The 15881-nt window shown below is 61.8% G+C and carries 15 protein-coding genes; 5 read left to right on the forward strand and 10 right to left on the reverse strand.

What is annotated here, in order from left to right; genetic code table 11:
- Positions 1-25: 25 nt before the first annotated feature.
- The 3 genes from F7R90_RS06385 to F7R90_RS06395 form a co-directional block, all read right to left on the reverse strand.
- A complete protein-coding gene (locus tag F7R90_RS06385) occupies positions 26-1537 on the reverse strand; it encodes an extracellular solute-binding protein (protein ID WP_158056425.1) in 1512 nt (503 codons plus the stop codon).
- Positions 1538-1755: 218 nt separating this feature from the next.
- Complete coding sequence (locus tag F7R90_RS06390; RefSeq protein ID WP_158056426.1) at positions 1756-2742, reverse strand: aldo/keto reductase; 987 nt, start codon at positions 2740-2742, stop codon at positions 1756-1758.
- Positions 2743-3057: 315 nt separating this feature from the next.
- Entirely contained in the window at positions 3058-4605 is a 1548-nt protein-coding gene (locus tag F7R90_RS06395) for an extracellular solute-binding protein (RefSeq protein WP_158056427.1), read from the reverse strand.
- Between the two features lie 293 nt (positions 4606-4898).
- Here F7R90_RS06395 and F7R90_RS06400 point away from each other — a divergent pair, with 293 nt between their 5' ends.
- Positions 4899-5654: a hypothetical protein gene (locus tag F7R90_RS06400; RefSeq protein WP_158056428.1), complete on the forward strand. Its 756-nt coding sequence runs from the start codon at positions 4899-4901 to the stop codon at positions 5652-5654.
- A gap of 16 nt (positions 5655-5670) precedes the next feature.
- On the opposite strand, the gene trmB is transcribed toward F7R90_RS06400, so the two are convergent.
- Together trmB and F7R90_RS06410 are read right to left on the reverse strand one after the other, a co-directional pair.
- On the reverse strand, positions 5671-6726 hold the full coding sequence (gene trmB, locus F7R90_RS06405) for an HTH-type sugar sensing transcriptional regulator TrmB (protein WP_158056429.1): 1056 nt from the start codon (positions 6724-6726) through the stop codon (positions 5671-5673).
- A gap of 114 nt (positions 6727-6840) precedes the next feature.
- Positions 6841-7581, reverse strand: a complete 741-nt coding sequence (locus tag F7R90_RS06410) for a helix-turn-helix domain-containing protein (protein WP_192498420.1) — start codon at positions 7579-7581, stop codon at positions 6841-6843.
- A gap of 43 nt (positions 7582-7624) precedes the next feature.
- Between F7R90_RS06410 and F7R90_RS06415 the strand changes: the two genes are divergently transcribed.
- Complete coding sequence (locus F7R90_RS06415) at positions 7625-8554, forward strand: PLP-dependent cysteine synthase family protein (protein WP_158056431.1); 930 nt, start codon at positions 7625-7627, stop codon at positions 8552-8554.
- Between the two features lie 358 nt (positions 8555-8912).
- Here F7R90_RS06415 and F7R90_RS06420 read toward each other — a convergent pair whose 3' ends face one another.
- Together F7R90_RS06420 and F7R90_RS06425 are read right to left on the reverse strand one after the other, a co-directional pair.
- Positions 8913-9653 carry a proteasome assembly chaperone family protein gene (locus tag F7R90_RS06420; RefSeq protein WP_158058852.1) on the reverse strand — a complete coding sequence of 247 codons (741 nt, stop codon included), beginning with the start codon at positions 9651-9653 and terminating at the stop codon, positions 8913-8915.
- A 28-nt stretch (positions 9654-9681) separates the two neighbouring features.
- On the reverse strand, positions 9682-9933 hold the full coding sequence (locus tag F7R90_RS06425) for a hypothetical protein (RefSeq protein WP_158056432.1): 252 nt from the start codon (positions 9931-9933) through the stop codon (positions 9682-9684).
- A gap of 549 nt (positions 9934-10482) precedes the next feature.
- Here F7R90_RS06425 and F7R90_RS06430 point away from each other — a divergent pair.
- Positions 10483-11481 carry a mechanosensitive ion channel family protein gene (locus F7R90_RS06430; RefSeq protein WP_158056433.1) on the forward strand — a complete coding sequence of 333 codons (999 nt, stop codon included), beginning with the start codon at positions 10483-10485 and terminating at the stop codon, positions 11479-11481.
- A gap of 9 nt (positions 11482-11490) precedes the next feature.
- Here F7R90_RS06430 and F7R90_RS06435 read toward each other — a convergent pair whose 3' ends face one another.
- From F7R90_RS06435 to F7R90_RS06445, 3 genes are all read right to left on the reverse strand, one after another.
- Positions 11491-11892 carry a universal stress protein gene (locus F7R90_RS06435; protein WP_158056434.1) on the reverse strand — a complete coding sequence of 134 codons (402 nt, stop codon included), beginning with the start codon at positions 11890-11892 and terminating at the stop codon, positions 11491-11493.
- 72 nt (positions 11893-11964) lie between these two features.
- Complete coding sequence (locus F7R90_RS06440) at positions 11965-13311, reverse strand: bifunctional metallophosphatase/5'-nucleotidase (RefSeq protein ID WP_158056435.1); 1347 nt, start codon at positions 13309-13311, stop codon at positions 11965-11967.
- Positions 13312-13347: 36 nt separating this feature from the next.
- Positions 13348-14754, reverse strand: coding sequence for a bifunctional metallophosphatase/5'-nucleotidase (locus F7R90_RS06445; RefSeq protein WP_158056436.1), 1407 nt, complete (start codon positions 14752-14754; stop codon positions 13348-13350).
- 92 nt (positions 14755-14846) lie between these two features.
- Here F7R90_RS06445 and F7R90_RS06450 point away from each other — a divergent pair, with 92 nt between their 5' ends.
- A complete protein-coding gene (locus F7R90_RS06450; RefSeq protein ID WP_158056437.1) occupies positions 14847-15086 on the forward strand; it encodes a DUF5816 domain-containing protein in 240 nt (79 codons plus the stop codon).
- Between the two features lie 230 nt (positions 15087-15316).
- Positions 15317-15847 (forward strand): hypothetical protein, encoded by a 531-nt coding sequence (locus F7R90_RS06455; RefSeq protein ID WP_158056438.1) that lies wholly within the window; start codon positions 15317-15319, stop codon positions 15845-15847.
- Positions 15848-15881: the final 34 nt, after the last annotated feature.

Raw genomic sequence — 15881 nt, forward strand, 5'->3', positions numbered from 1 at the left:
GTGTAGGATACGGAGTTCCTTATCTCTATGCTTGCTTCTCGATGGCTTCGAGCTGCTTTTTCAGCTCGTCCATCGCTTTCTTGGGGTTACCGCCCTGGCTGAGTGCGCCGTTGACCTGCTGGTAGATCTTCTGAGACTGACTCGGCCACACGGCGGTGACGGGCCGCGGAATGGCGTTCTCGCCAGCCACCTTGAGCGTCTCCATGTAGCGACCCATGATTGGCACTTCCTTGGCGCGGTCGGAGTTGAACAGTTTCGGACGGGGTGGCAGGAAGCCGAGTTCCTCGAAGAGGCCGAGCTGGAACTCCTCGCTCATCATCGCTTGGAGAACCTTCGCTGCGGCTTCCTTCTTCTCGGAGTTGGGGTTGATGGCGTTGTGCCAGCCACCGAGTGCCGCGACGGGACCACCGGTCCCTTTGTACTTCGCCTGTTGCTTCGTCTTCGCGTACGGAATCGGCATGACGCCGAGGTCCTTGCCCATCTCCTCCTCTGCACCGTTGATGTTGATGGAGTACGGCCAGTTGCGGTGCATCACCGCGTTGCCAGCGGTGAACGGTTTGCGCGACGGTTCCTCCGTCCACTGGAGGACGGCAGGCGGCGCGATGTTCTTGTAGCCGCTGAGGGCGTTGTTCGCGCTCGACCCGTGGATGAACGCGCGTACCATCTTGATGGAATCGACGACCTGCTTCTCGTTGACGGTGACGGGTCGGTCGCCGACCGGACCGAAGAGGTTCTTCTCCGGGTTGCCGAAGTACGCGCCGCCCCAACTGGTCATGAACTCGTTGAAGTCACAGCACGACAGGCCCTCGTAGGCGTTCGCTTGGAAGGTGTAGCCGTACTTGGTGCCAGCGGCGTCCATCGATTTCTTCGTGACTTCCGAGAACTTCTTCCACTTCATCGACTCGGTCGCCCACTTCTTGAAGTCCGACTCCCCGTAGCCACCCTCTTTCAGGTGCTTCTTGTTGTACTGCATCGTGGGGAAGTCGGGGAAGACCGGGACCGCGTGGAGGTCGCCGTTCGGCCCCTTCGCGGTCGAGACGCTCGCACTGAAGTAGTCGTTCTCGAGCGTCTTCTTGCTCTCGCTCGACAGCAGGTCGTTCAGGTTCGCCACTTGGTCACGGACGATGAACGGAATCGTCCACCCGCTGTCCATGTAGAGGATGTCGGGCTTGCTCCGTCCGGCGGAGAGCCACTGCTGGTACTGTGCGCGCCGGTCGTCGGTGACGTTGGACCCTGCCTGAATCTTCACTTCGATATCTTTCGACAGTCCGTTTTTGTACAGGATGTCCTGGAGTTTGCTCCAAGTCTCGCCTTTAAAGTCGGGGTCCGTTGCCCACTGGAGGGTGGTCTTCCCGCCTTGGTTATCGACGTTGCCGACGGTTCCGTTGTCCGAATTGTTGTTATTACCATCGCCGTTACCGCCCATGCAGCCGGCGAGTCCGGCCGCGGCCCCAGACGCACCGACGGCTTGGACGAAGTTACGACGCGAAACACCACTTTCGCTGTCGTCTGCTTCTTGCGAGTTATTGGCAACCATTTCGTTACCAAAGAGGCAGTATCACCATTTATATCTTGGTGCTAGTAACTACTCCCATTGTTGTAAATTCTAACACACTTAGAACTGACTCATTTGTTACTTAATCGCGCACATTCGGCTTTCATATGACGGCATTTCCGCCACCAAGGCGATTCTATCCTCTCGAAATGGAATTATACAGAAATGTATAATTTCTCGCGTCCGGCGAGCACGTCCACTCAGAGGTCACCTCGGGCGCGCGACCAAACCGGTTGTTTCGGTGCTTCGAGGCGTTCCATCTCGTCGGCCGACAGCGACACGTCGAGTGCGGCGAGGTTCTCTTCGAGGTGGTCGAGACTCCGTGGGCCGAGTATCGGCGAGTCCACCACGTCCTTGTGGAGCAACCACGCGAGACTCACCTGCGCGGGGGTCACGTCTTTCTCGTCTGCAATCGCTCGCACTTCGTCTAGCACCGCCCAGTTCTCCTCGGTGAACCGCTCGTGGGTGTGTTCGTCCGTCGCTGCGCGTCCCTCGTCTGGGTCGGTGTCTCGGTCGTACTTGCCCGTCAAGAACCCGCCCGCTAACGGACTCCACGGGATGACGCCGACGTTCTGGTCTGCACACACCGGCAGGACGTTCTCTTCTTCGTGGCGGTCCACGAGGTTGTACTCCGGTTGCATGGAGACGAACCTGCGGTAGTCGTTGATGTCGCTCTCGTAGAGGGCTTTCGTGAACTGCCACCCCATCATCGTGGAGGCTCCGACGTACCGAACTTTTCCGGTTTCGACGAGGTAGTCAAGCGCGTCGAGCGTCTCTTCGATGGGCGTCGTCTCGTCCCAGCGGTGAATCTGATACAAGTCGATGTAGTCGGTCCCGAGCCGGTCGAGACTCGCCTCGGCTTGGTCGATAATGTGCTTGCGAGAGAGTCCTTGCTTGTTCGGCCCCTCGCCCATCTGTCCAAATACTTTTGTCGCGATGACCAACTCTTCGCGGTCGTAGCTCTCGATAGCCCGGCCCACTATCTCCTCGCTCTCGCCCTGCGAGTAGACGTTCGCCGTGTCGAGGAAGTTGATACCGCTGTCGATGGCCCGGCCGATGAGTTCGACGCTCGCCTCCTCGTCTCCCATCATCCACTCGCGGTCGCTCCCGAAGTTCATACACCCGAGGCAGAGTCGGGATACCTCTAGACCTGTGTCGCCGAGTTTCGTGTACTCCATCTCAGTCATGCCACGAACTACCACGACGACAGTGAAAACGATGTGGGCGCGGGCAAGGGACTACGGGAAAACGAATCGATTCGAGTGTCGTCAGTTTCGTCGTCTAGAAAGTCCGGACGCTCGGTAGGAATTGCAAGAGTAGCAACGACTATGACGACCTCGAAAGCCCCCGGACGCTTGCGGCCGTTCAGCGACCAAGCAAGCGCGAGCGCCCGGCCCCTTTCATTCCCACCTGGCTCAAAGCGTCACCGGGCGTTTCCGGTTGACGGTGTCACCGGCCGATACCAGCGGCTGGTTGGCCCGCACGGACCCCGACTCCCACCTTCACGTACTCTGCTCTATCTGTTGTAGTTGCGCTTGCAGTTGCGTCATCGCCTGTTCGGGGTTGCCGTCCCGGCTGTACGCGCTGTTAACTTGCTGTGCGATACGCGTCGATTCCTGCGGCCAGACGACGGTCACGGGCCGCGGAATCGCGTTCTCGCCAGCCACTCTGAGCGTGTCGATGTACCTGCCGATGACGGGCACGTTCGCCGCTCGCTCGGAGTCGAACAGCGCCCGTTTCGGCGGCAGCCAGCCGATCTCCTCGAAGATGGTGAGTTGGACGTTGTCGTCTGTGAGCGCCCGCAGTACCTCGAACGCGGCCTCCTGATTCTGCGAGTTCGGGTTCACCGTGTTGTGCCATCCTCCGAGGGCCGCGGACGGCCCGCCGGTCCCCTCGTACTGTGCCTCGTTCGACGGCACCGCGTACGGAATCGGCATCACGCCGAGGTCCTGCCCGAAGTTGTCCTGGGTTCCGTTCTGGACGATTGCGTAGGGCCAGTTGCGGTGCATCACCGCGTTGTCGTTCGTGAACGGCGCGAGCGATGGGTTCTCGGTCCACTGAAGCACCGCTTGTGGTGAGATTCCGCCGCGGTAGCCGTCCAGCGCGTACTGGTCGTCCTCGCCGTGGATGAAGGTCCGAATCATCCGAATCGAGTCGATGACCTGCTGTTCGTTGACCGTCACGGGTCGGTCGCCAATCGGGCCGAACAGGTTGTCGAGGCCGCCGAAGTACGCGCCGCCGAACCCGGACATGAACTCGTTGAAGTCACAGCAGGACAGCCCCTCGTACACCGCCGCTTGGAAGGTGTACCCATAGTCGAGGTTCTGGTTCTGGTCCATCACCGTCCGGGTGACTTCCGAGAACTCCTGCCAGGTGATGGACTCGGTTGCCCAGTTGTTCCCCTCGGGGTCGAACCCTGCGTCCTCCACGAGGTCTTTGCGGTACTGCATCGTCGGGAAGTCTGGATACAACGGCACCCCGTAGAGGTCTCCGTCGTCGCCCTTCGCCGTGGAGACGCTCGCTTCGAAGTACTCGTTGTTGACGATGTCCAGCACTTCCTGTGGCAAGTTCTGGCTCAGATTCAACAACTGGTCGCGTGCGATGAACGGGATGGTCCACCCGCTGTCCATCCGCATGATGTCTGGTTTGTTGCGCCCGGCCGACAACCACTGTTGGAACTGCGCCCGAACGTCGTCGGTGACGTTGGACCCGGCGACGATGTCAAGTTGGATGTCGCCGGACAACCCGGCGTCCCGAAGTGCTTGGGTCACTACCTGCTGGTTGTCTTTGAGGTCTGAGTCGGCGACCCACTGGACAGTCGTTCCTTGTTGCGTTACTGCACCGACCGGTCCCGCCGTCAGTCCCGCCGCGACACCGCTCGCCCCGACTGCTTGGACGAACCTTCGTCGGGAGACGCCTCCGTCACCCGACTTCGCGTCACTCGCTCTCGAATCACCAACACTCTTTCTCGACGTACCCGCGCTCGTCTCGATACCGTTCGTCTCGGCCGCGTTCGTATCATCCGCCTTCGAAATAGTTTTCTCGGACATGTAACCCCCGACAGAACTGACGACGGACGCCCATTTTGTTATTGCCTGCCGCCACCTGCCGACGGCGTGTTCGTCTCTCGATACTGTCTAGAAATCAGGGAGTTCCGTTCACTTTTCGGAGTCGTCTCTCCGCAACTGCGCCGACCGTTCGCCGTAGAAACTGCTCGCTGCCTATCAGCTTCCCGGAACGCTGAAGGCCACACCTCCGTAACTGTCCGCCAATGCGTTCGGTATTCGACCGTCTCCGAGACTCGAGTCACACAGGCGAGAAGCGTTGCTGGCCGTGTACTGCCGTGAACGTCGCACTACTGTTCGTCGCCTGCGTGGGCGTGGCGTGGCGGCGGTCGCTCCGGTCGGCGCTCTTGCTCGCGGTCGGCGGCGCGAGTGCGATTCTATTTCGTGGCTATCTCGTGCCGTTCACGCCGCAGTTCGCGCCACAACTCGTCGCTCAGTTGCCGGGTGACCCGTTCCACGAGAACGACAACTCGGACGCGAACACCCCCGAAACCTCTGGCACGCTCGGCGGTGACCCCTCCGAAGAGACCGGCGAGCAAATCGTCGCCGCGCTCGCAGAGGATGGCGTCTTGGTCGCCGACGAAGAGACACTGTATCTCGCCGACCAGTTCCGCGAAGCGTGGCGAGCGGAGATGGATAAGTTACGAACGAACGACGACGCGGCGCTCGCCGACGCGCTTCGTGGGGCGACACCGAAAGGCAGTGTCGTGAACGTCGTCCACCCGGAAGGCGACACGTGGTTCGTCGTCTCAGACGGCAGTGGCGACCCAGCGAACGAAACGTGGTTGACGCGCCCGGTCGCGGTGGCAGAAGTTGGGGCAGTGAGCGTGCTCGCCGACGAGACGAGTCTCGACGCGACGTTTCAGGCACAGGCGGTCGGGCCGCTCAGAACCTTCCTTCAGTCGTGTCCAATCTGCGACGGGCCGGTCGAAGAGACGACTGCCGTGGAGTGTTGCGGTGGCCCGGGTCCCGGCGGCCCCGACGAAGTGTTGGCCTGTACGGACTGTAACGAGCGGTTGTACACGTTCCAGTGAGGGATAGCGAGAGAAGTCAGAACTCGGGCGGACTGTTCCGGCCGATGCGAATCTCGTGTGCTTCGATGTCTTCGAGCGCGGCGACTTGGCCACCGACCGTAACTTCCCCCTCTTCGGCTTCGACGGTCATCCCGGCGACGCGTTCGCCGCCTTCGAACGAGAATCCGACGACTTTGCCTTTGACGACCCGGGAGCTACCGGTCTCTATGTCTCGTCCCTCGATAGCCGCGTAGAAGTCGCCACTGAGTTCTTGTAGCTCTTTGACACAGCGACGAATCGAGGCGTACCGGCGGGGGAACGGCCGGTTCTCTCCGTCGGCGGCGAGTGTCTGTTCGGCAGTCGTCCACAGGACGGTGCCGAAGAAGCCAGAGACGAGGAACCCGAGCGCAGAGCGGTTGAAGATGACTCCGTAGCGGTCTTTGTCGTCGCGCAGGGCGTCTTGGGTGGCGTAGATAGAGTACTCGCCGTCGGCAACGGCGACGACCGGCGTCGTGATACCGCGGCGAGCGCGGGCGGTCGTCGCCACTTTGAGGTAGTCGTACTCGTCTGGGTCCGGAATTTCGGAAGCTGGAGTAACCAGCAGTTCGACGCTGACGCCCTCGTCGATGGCGTCGCTCAACTCCTCTTCGAACCGACCGAGGAGGTCCGGCGTCAGCGAGAGTGCGAGTTCGTACTCGGCGGCCTCGATGACGTCGGCGAAGTATCGGAGGATAGTCGAGCGAGATTTGACGAGCGAGACGGCCTCGGTGTCGCGGGCGGGTGCGGTGTAGCGCGCTTCGAGTTCGGAGACCATCTCTATCAGCGACGACTGAACCCCTGAGAAGGCTTCGTCGGGGTCTACCGCGATGACTTTCATCGGTCGAGATTCGCGCAGTTCCACGAGTCCGCGGTCGCTCAGACTGCGCACCGTGTCGTACACTCGCGGTTGCGGGATGTCCGTGCGGTCGGCGATTTGACTGGCGGTCAGTTGCCCATGTTCGAGGACGGTGAGATAGGCGTCGATTTCGTACTCCCCGAGGTCGAAGCGGTCCCCCACTTGCTCCATCGTGGAGTGTAAGTCGTCGGAAGCCATGTGTTGAGACATACTGTCGAGGGGGTAAATGATTTATCCGGTTTCGAGTAGCACGTGATTCCGTAAACTAGTTTCATTATCAGGGTTGCAGGGATATCGACGACTGTCTCTCAGTCAGAGCGACGTTTCGAGGAGGTTCGAGACGAGCCAGTACTCTGCCCGCCGCAATCGGTACTGGAGCGTCGAGCGCGACACGTCCAACTCCGTGGCCAACTCTCGAACTGTTGTCTCACGAGGCGTCTGGTAGTAGCCTCGTTTCAGTGCCGCTTCGAGTGCCACTCGCTGTTCGGCGGGCAAGTCTGCCACGCTTACCGCCGCCTCACCCCAACGCAGGGGTTCTTTGAGTTGTTCGAACTGAATCGTTCGACCGTCACCCAGTTCGCTCTTCACGCGGTCGAAGAACGGACTTATCTCGCGGTCGTCCGGGACGAGGAGTCGCCACTCGTAGCGGTGTTCACGACGCTGGGCCTCGAAGAGCAACCCGTCGCCGAGTTCGTCCAACGCGAGGTACGGAATCGAGCGACAGAATCCGAGTTCGTCCATGTACGAGTAGACCGTTCGCTCCGTGAGACCCGAGAGAATGACTTCGTGATTCCAGACGGTCTCACAACTCGCTGGTTCGCAGAGACAGTCGTTGCAGTAGTGGGGGTCCAGCAACGGCTCTCGAAGTGCTTCGAAGAACGATTCCGGCCCAGACAGTTTGTCCACTCGCCACATTCCGTTCGGCGAGACGGCAATCGAGAGCGAGTCGGCGACTGCCTTTGGATGGTCGATGAAGGCGTCCATGATGTGGTCGAAGCCAGCCTCGTAGTCGATAGTGAAGACGAACTCTTGCACGTCGGATGCTTTGGACATGTCCGAAATAATCGTTTCTACGGGGCGTCCGGATTGGTCAGATATGCAAGCCCAATCTGTAATCGGTGCTATCGGAAACACACCGTTAGTCGAACTCGAAAGTGTCCGCCCGGAAGGGGGTGCTCGTGTCTTCGCCAAGTGGGAAGGCGCGAATCCGACCGGGAGCATGAAAGACCGCATGGCCCTTTCAGCAATCGAGAACGCGGAACGCGACGGCGACCTCGAACCGGGCCAGCGAGTAGTCGAACTCACCGGGGGTTCCACCGGAGCAAGCCTCGCGTTGGTCTGTTCGGTGACTGACCATCCACTCTCCATCGTCTCGGCCGACTGCTTCGCCGAGGAGAAAATCCGGATGATGCGCGCGCTCGGTGCCGACGTGACCGTCATGGAGACGCCCGAAGGAAAAATCTATCCTGGTATCATCGACGACATGGAGCGTCTCGTCGAGGAAATCATCGAAGACACTGGCGCGTACTACCACGACCAGTTCAACAACCCGCACCTTCCGGCGGGCTACGCGGGTCTCGCCGAGGAGATTCTGGCCGACTGCCCCGATCTGACGGATTTCGTCATGGGCGTCGGTACGGGCGCGTGCTCGATGGGGACTGCGCGTGTCTTCCGCGAGAATTCCAGCAACGTAGACGTGACACTGGTCGAACCCGAGGAATCTCCGGTTTTGTCACGTGGCGAAACGGGTTCTCACAACGTCGAAGGCGTGGCTGTCGGGTTCGAACCACCGCATCTGGAAGAACACCTCTACGACGATGTCGTAGCCATTCCCGAGGCTGAGGGACGATGGATGACTCGGCAGATTGCCGCTGAAGACGGACTGTTCGCCGGGACGAGTACCGGACTAAACATCGCCGCTGCAAAGCGGGTTGCGGCCGGCCGCCCCGAAGATGCCGCCGTAGTTACTGTCGCCGTCGATACGGGACTCAAGTACCTCGACGGCGACCTCTACCGGGAGGAGTAATCGCTCTCTCGTGAAATTCGCCTCGCGGAAATTCGAGTGCAACGAACTCGGAGTGTGCGCGAGGTTATTCGGACTACCGGCGCGATGCCTGAACCGTCCACCTCGAGTTGGTCCCGGCTTTGGGTATAAATCTACGGCACACCTTCCACCTGCGGTGCTGTGCGGTAGCGGTAAGAAAACAAGCAACCCTACCGGGAGTGAAGGCGAGATTCCAGAGGAATCTCGCCGAACGAGCGCGTCCGAGGAACCACCGGAAGAGCGCGCCTTGCGCGCTCTGAAGGTGGTGACGAAGTGATTTTCATCGACGTTTTTATCGAGCAGGTCGCCTCGACGACCCGCTCGCAATAAAAAAGTCGTTCTACATGTACATCCTGTCGTCCGGGGTCTCGTGTTCTGCGCGCTGGTCGAGACGCTTTGCGAGTTCTTCGTAGTACTGCTGGACTTCCGCGGCGAACTCCTCCAGCGGTTCCGTCTCGATGTCGATGCCATAGGTCGATTCGACCGCTTCGAGGAGTCGGATAGCCGCCTCCACGTCGGGGGCTTGCGCGTGGACGGGCGTGAGAAACACACCTGTCCGAAGTTGTGACTCCATGCCCTGCCGGATGAGTTCGGCGTTGATGCCGTCCAGGAAGCCTCGACCCATCGCCGGAATCTCGCCGTCGGCGAGTCGGTGTTCGCGGTAGTCGTCCGTTGCGACGTAGAACACCTGATGTTCTTCGGGTGCGTGCGGAATCATCACACCGTGGAGGACGGTAATCTCTTGGACGCCGTTGCTTGCGGCCCACGAGAGAATAGCCTCGCTGAACGGGTCGGCGGCCGGAACCGGGACGAACAGTTCGCCGACGAGGACCGTCAACTCGTGTTCGGCGTGGGAGAACAGTCGCGTGTGGTGTCGCGGTTTCCCGTCTTCGAACGGCGTGATAGCGGGCAGTTGCTCGGTCGTGATGTGACCGACTTCCTCGAACTCGAACTGGTCCACGAGGTAATCGACGGCCGTCAGTCCTGCGAGCCCGAACTGCGAGAATCCGGCTATCAACGTCTCGTGCGGTTCGCCAGACGTGATTTCGAACGAGGCGGTTTGCGGCGGTGACTCCCCCATCATGGAACTGGCTACGACGACTCGGTGCTTATGTTTTTGTGGCCTCTGACTTCGAACCGGCCGACAGTCCGAGCAACAACACTGCACGACCGACGAGGAAGAACGCCCACGCGACCGAGAGCGCGACGCCGAGACCGACGATGGCTGATTCGACCGCGAACGGGGCTTCCACGCCGATAGCGTTACCGACGACGATACTCCCACCGTAAGTAACGACGAGTGGCAGTCCAAGTACGGGTCCCGCGAGTGCGGCGGCGCGGTCTATCCACTGCGGAAACACGAGAACCGAACTCCCGAAGACGTAGCCGAGAAACGCCAGTGCGAGTACTGCGAACGACGCGAGTGTCGCGTTCGAGGGACGCGCCAGCGGTCTCGCCCACGCGGGAACGGGTCGGTCTGCCGTCCGAAGAACCGTGGCAACTCCGTCCGAAGAACCGTGGCAACTCCGACTGCGAGGAAGTAGCTGAGGGCAATCGAAACTGTAGTGACCGCGAGTAGTTCCACCGCTTCTCCGGCCGTACCACCGCCGCCTGTGAGCTCTGCACTTCGGCGTCCGAACCAGAGAAACGACGTCGCCACAGCGACGAACGGAACTACGAGGGTCCGGCGAGGTTGCAGGTGGGCGCGGCGACCGGAAGACTGGGGCATACTCATCGAGTTCGTTCGGCACGACCTTCAATACTTAGACAGTTCCTCTTCGGGACCTCTCGTAAAGTGGCAGTGTGGCGCTATTGGCGGTCTAAACGGCTGAACGAGCGTACTAGACAAATCTCAGGACCTGTCGTGCAGTCCCACAACTGTTTTGCCAACCCCGAGAGAGAGTCACCGCATGGTGAACTGGCTGGACTGGCTCAGGGCGGAGTTGACGGACCTCCTCGATACCATCGCCAGCAACGCGGCCGAGTTCGTCGCAGCCTCGTTGATACTCGTCCTCGGATGGTACGCCAGTCAGCTAATCGTGCGACTCTTGGGTCGTCCCGTCGCTAGACGGTTCCAGCGGCCGAGTCTGACCAAGACTGTTCTGGGCGGGATTCGTGCGTTCGTGATGATTGGAGCGGCGTCGCTCGCGGCCCGAGCGATGGGCTTCCAGGCGAGCCAAATTCTGCTCTCGGTGACCGTCTTCTCTGCGGTGCTGGGTCTCGTCCTCGCGCCGATTATCGGGAGCGTCATCAACGGCCTGTTCGTGCTGGCCGACCAACCGTACGAAATCGGCGACATGATAGAGCTCGTGGACCGCGACACGAGAGGCTACGTCGAAGACATTACGCTCCGCTACACGAAGGTGTTCACGCTCGAAAACACCTTCCTCGTGATTCCCAACTCCAACATGCGCGACCGGGACATCATCAACTACTCCGCGGAGGACACTCGCTCGCGCCTCTCGATGGAACTGCTCGTCACCTACGAGGGCGACGTGGAACAGGCACGCGCCATCATGGAGCGTGCGGCCCGCGAGACGGAGGAAGTCGTGGAGGGCGGACCAGATATCCGCATCGGGAGCGCCCGCTACCCCTCGGCACCGGTCGCGTACATCAAGGAGTTCGCCGACCACGGCATCCTGCTGGACTTGCGCTACTGGGTGAAAGACCCCTACTACCTGCCCCGCGTGCAGTCGAAGATTCAAGAGCGCGTCTGGGACCAACTGGCCGACGCAGACGTGCAAATCGCGTACCCGCACAGCCACCTCGTCTTCGACGAGACGAGCGGCACTGCGAGAGTGTCGATGGAGGACGGAAAGACGGTGTCAGACGTCGAACGAGCCACCGACCGGCGCGAACGACCCGAGGGAGAACGAACTGAACGAGAGGAGTTCGACCGCGACGTGTGAGAATCGAACTTATCGGCCCACAGTAATCACTTCGGCTTCGAGCTTCTCGCGGAGGAAACTCTCTACGTCGGGGTCCGAGGTAAGTTTGCGAAGCATGCGCCGCCAGCGTCCGGCCTGCTTGTGCCCGATGACGACCACGTCGGCGTGTTCGGCCGCGACTTCCTCCAGAATCGTCTCTTCGACCAGAAAGCCCTCTCGGACGACGTAGCGCGTATTCGGGAGGTGGCCAAAGGACTGCTCGACCGCGCGCTTGAGTTCCGAGCGCGAGACGGTTCGGCCCTTGTGGTAGAGGTTGACGTGGAAGACCGTGAGTGCGGCGTCGCGCTCCTCGGCCACGCTGATGGCCTCTTCGAGCGTGCGGCGGGAGTGTTCGGTCAGCGGGTACCGAACGGGGACGACGATGCGCGTCATACAGGGGGAACGCCGCCGCTCCATTTTAGCCCTCGGTTCTGTGTGTCTCTTTGCCAGTAGTTCGCACGCCGTTCACGTCTCCTCGACGCGGCCGTCGAGCGTCGGGTCGATACCTGTCTCGCGGGCGTACTCGACCAACACTTCGTACTGGATGCCGCCGCGCGAGACGCGGTGGTCCTCGCGAAGACTCGGAAATTCGTCGTCGGTGTGGAGGACGTACTCCGAGAGCGCGACCGAGTACGTCCGGTCGTCTTCGACTGGTTCGCCGCCGACTTCGACGCGCTGAACTTCGCAGGCGTCGGGGTCCCACCGGACCGCCGCGCCGCTAATCTGGGCGTGCCACCAGTCGGGCTCTGCGAACCCGAGGTCGGGGCCTGCGGCCCACGCCAACGCCTTCCGGAGTTCTGTACCGGGCACCTCTGCGACCGCGATACGCTCTTCGAAGGGCGTGACACTTACGAGGTCGCCAGCCGACACCTCCCCGGCTAAGGGGTCACCGGTGCGAACACCGCCACTGTTCTGGAGGCCGACTTCCGCGCCGGTCGCCCATCGATACGCGTCGGCCACCATGTTGCCGAGTCGGCACTCGCCACCGAACAGGGTCGTCTCGCTCCGGTCGATAGGCTCCGAGACTTCTCCGACAATTTCGTTCAGCCCGGTTTCTGCGAGTCTGTCGCGCATCGCGTCGGCCACTTCGTCGTGAACCGGTGCGTCGGCGACTGTGTGGCGCGTAACTTCGCCGGACCCGAGGTCGATTTCGAGGACGACGCTGCCACCGTCGCCGGGGCGCGTGAGAAGGGTGCCCTCGATGAACTCTTCTCGTTCCGTCGGCACGTGCCCGCCGAGAATCGCGTCGGCATCGACGGCCCGCGCCAACTCTTCGTCACCCCGGCCGAGGTGCGAGAGGACGACCGTGTAGTCGGCGTCGAGCCCCGCCAACGCGTCGCGGGCCGACTCGATCGGGTCCGAAAAATCGAGGTCTGCGGCGAGCGGGTTCAGCGACGCAGTTCGCTCGGTCGTGACGCCGACGACGCCGACGGTCTCGTCGGCGACGCTCAGTGTGGTGGCTGGGACGACGCCCTCTTCGGCCGCAAATTCCGACCCATCTTCGTCACGGATGTTGGCGCTCACCCACGTCTGGGGCGACTCCGCGACCAATCGCTTCAGGGCTTCTCGACTGTGGTCGAACTCGTGGTTGCCGAACGTCTCCACGTCCGGTTCGACGGCCGAGAAGAAGTCCAGTGCCTGCTGGCCGTCTTCGACCAGCGAGAGGACGCCCGGCGAGGTGTTGTCCCCCGTCCCCGCGAGAAGTGTCTGCTCGTCGCGTCGTCGCGTGAGGAGTCCGGCGAGGCGACCGACTCGTTCGGGGGCGTCGTAGACGTTCTCTACGTCCGAGTAGTGGAGGAGACGAGGAGCCATCGGGCGAGGTGAGACGCGGGTCGCCGAAAAGGATTGCTACTCTAGCCGAATCCGCCCCTCGATTTCCGGCGCGACACCCGTCTCGCGGGCGTACTCCACGAACGCCTCGTAGTGACGGCCGTGGCTTCGAATCTCGTCGGCGGGACCGACCGCCGGGAGTAGGTGGTCAGTCTCGAAGAGATACGAGTCGGTGGCGAGCGTGTACGTGCGGTCTGCGGAGAGTGCTTCGCCGCCGACGCGGGCGTCTACTAAGTCCCCGTCCTGCCAGCGAAGGGTCGCGCCGCTGACGTGGCCGACGTAGTGGGCCGGAGCGTCCGCGTGCAACTCGCGAAGCCGCAACTGTTCGAACGTCTCGCGCAGTCGCTCGCCGTCGAGTTCGCCGACGACCAGTGCTTGGTCGAACGGCGCGATTGCCACGAGGTCGATGGCCGTCACGTCTCCGACGAGGGGGCCGCCGGTTCGCGCACCGCCCGCCGAACAGATTCCTACGTCCGCTCGTGCGGCCCATCGGTAGGCGTCGGCGACGAAGTTGCCGAAGCGCGACTCGCCGACGAAGCTGGCTTCCTCGGTGCGTTCGACCGGGTTTTCGACGGTAGCGACGATCTCGTCTAACCCCGAGGAAGAGACGCGCGCGGAGAGTGCGTCGGCGACCGACTGCTCGATGGGGGCATCTGCGACAGTGAGATGGGTGGCTCGTGCGTCCTCGCCGAGCGTGAGTTCGGAGACGTGCGCCCCGTTGACACCCGGTCGGACGATTGGCGTTCCATCGACGTACTCGACTTCCTGCTCGTGGGTGTGCCCCGAGAGGACGGCATCGACGCCGTCGAGTTCAGCCAGCGGTTCGGCGTCCGTGAGGTGAGCGAGGACGACAACGTAGTCCGCCTGCTCGGTCATCTCCGGCAGGTGTTCTTGGACTTCATCGACGGGATGTGTGAATTCGAGACCTGCCGCTTCGGGTGTCATCTCGGGCGTGTGGGGCGTCGTGACGCCGACGAAGGCGACTCGGTCTTCGACTGTTTCGGCGAGCGTCCACGGTTCGACGCCCTGTTCGGCCGCGAATCGGGTGCCTGATTCGTCTGCTCCACGGCTTCGCCGTTCCGCATCGAGGCCCTCACTTGCTTCGCTCGTTCGCGCCTCGCGGACATTCGCGCTCACCCACGTTTGGGGCGACGCTTCGACCAACTCGCGGGTCCGGTCGGGACCGTGGTCGAAGTCGTGGTTGCCGAACGTCTCGGCGTCGGGTCGGATCGCGTCGAAGAAGTCGAGTGCTTGCGCTCCGTCTTCGACCAGCGAGAGGACGCCGGGGCCGGTGTTGTCGCCGGAGCCGACGACGAGGGTGTTCTCGTCGCGCTCGGTTTCGAGGAGTCCGGCGAGGCGGCCGATTCGATCGGGGTCGTCGTATGCGTTCTCCACGTCCGAGTAGTGGAGAATGCGGAGGGTCATGGAGTACTGTAGCTAGTGAGAGGGGAAAAGTAGTTCGCCGAACCGTGAGTCTTGCAAATCGTATAAACCGCTCGGGTGACTACGCGGGGGTAATGGACGCTATCACGACGACCGACGGCGAGACGGTGTACGTCTCCCGTGACGAGGCACGGACCGGCTCGAAGGACCCGTTCTTCGTCGTCTACAGCGACGAAAGCGGCGAGACTCGGTACGGCTACTACTGTGAGTTCTGCGAGCGAATCGACAACGCGATGGATTCGATGGGGCGAATCGAGTGTAACGTCTGTGGGAACATTCGGAAGCCGACCGAGTGGGACGCCGCCCACGAGTAGTGCGAGGCACGAGAGAAACGCGAAGCGTTACGAGCGGGCCTCGATGTGGAGCGACGAAGTCACGGAACGCGAGGCCGGAGTGAAATGGAGGCCTCGATAACGCGAGCGGGGAGGCACGACCCGCGAGTAGCGAGGCGCGCGGAGCGACCCTCGAAGCGGAACGGCGGAACACACTCGACCAATCTACGTTGGCCACTCCCCTTTTCCAACTCTCGGCCGAACCTCCGACGATGGGAGATCCGAACGAACACGTCGTAGAGGAACTCGAATCGCACAGCGAGACGCTCGGGCTTGACGATTTCGTCCGAATCGTCGAGAAACACCACCGAACGGACGGACCGGGCGTCGAACGAGAACTACTGGCCGACTACGTCGAGCAAGTGTACTTCGACGTTGACCTCTCGGCCGTCGAGGACCGACTGACCGACAGCGAGGAGTGGACCGCGGGGGACCAACTCTACGCGGTCGGCGAGAACCGAATCAGCGCCTATCCGGCGAGTTGGCACGAGAGTATTTCGGACTCCGGAGACGTGCGCAAAGTCATCGAAGTGATTCAGTCTAGCGTCACCGAACCGGAGGGTGACGCCCGCGAGGCGGTCACTGACGAAGGAGTTCCAGAAGAGAAAGTCCTGCGAGTCGCCGAGACGGTCGCTGGAACGAGTCGCGAGGACGCTCGCGCCGGAATCGAAGAACTTCGAAAGGACGGCGAAATCGAGGAGTTCGCATCACAACACCGGAACCCTCGACTACGCCTAGCGTAGCCGCAAGAAAGTTTATTACCGAATCCAACATAGC

This window comes from Halorussus halophilus, assembly GCF_008831545.1.
GTDB classification, from domain to species: Archaea; Halobacteriota; Halobacteria; order Halobacteriales; family Haladaptataceae; genus Halorussus; species Halorussus halophilus.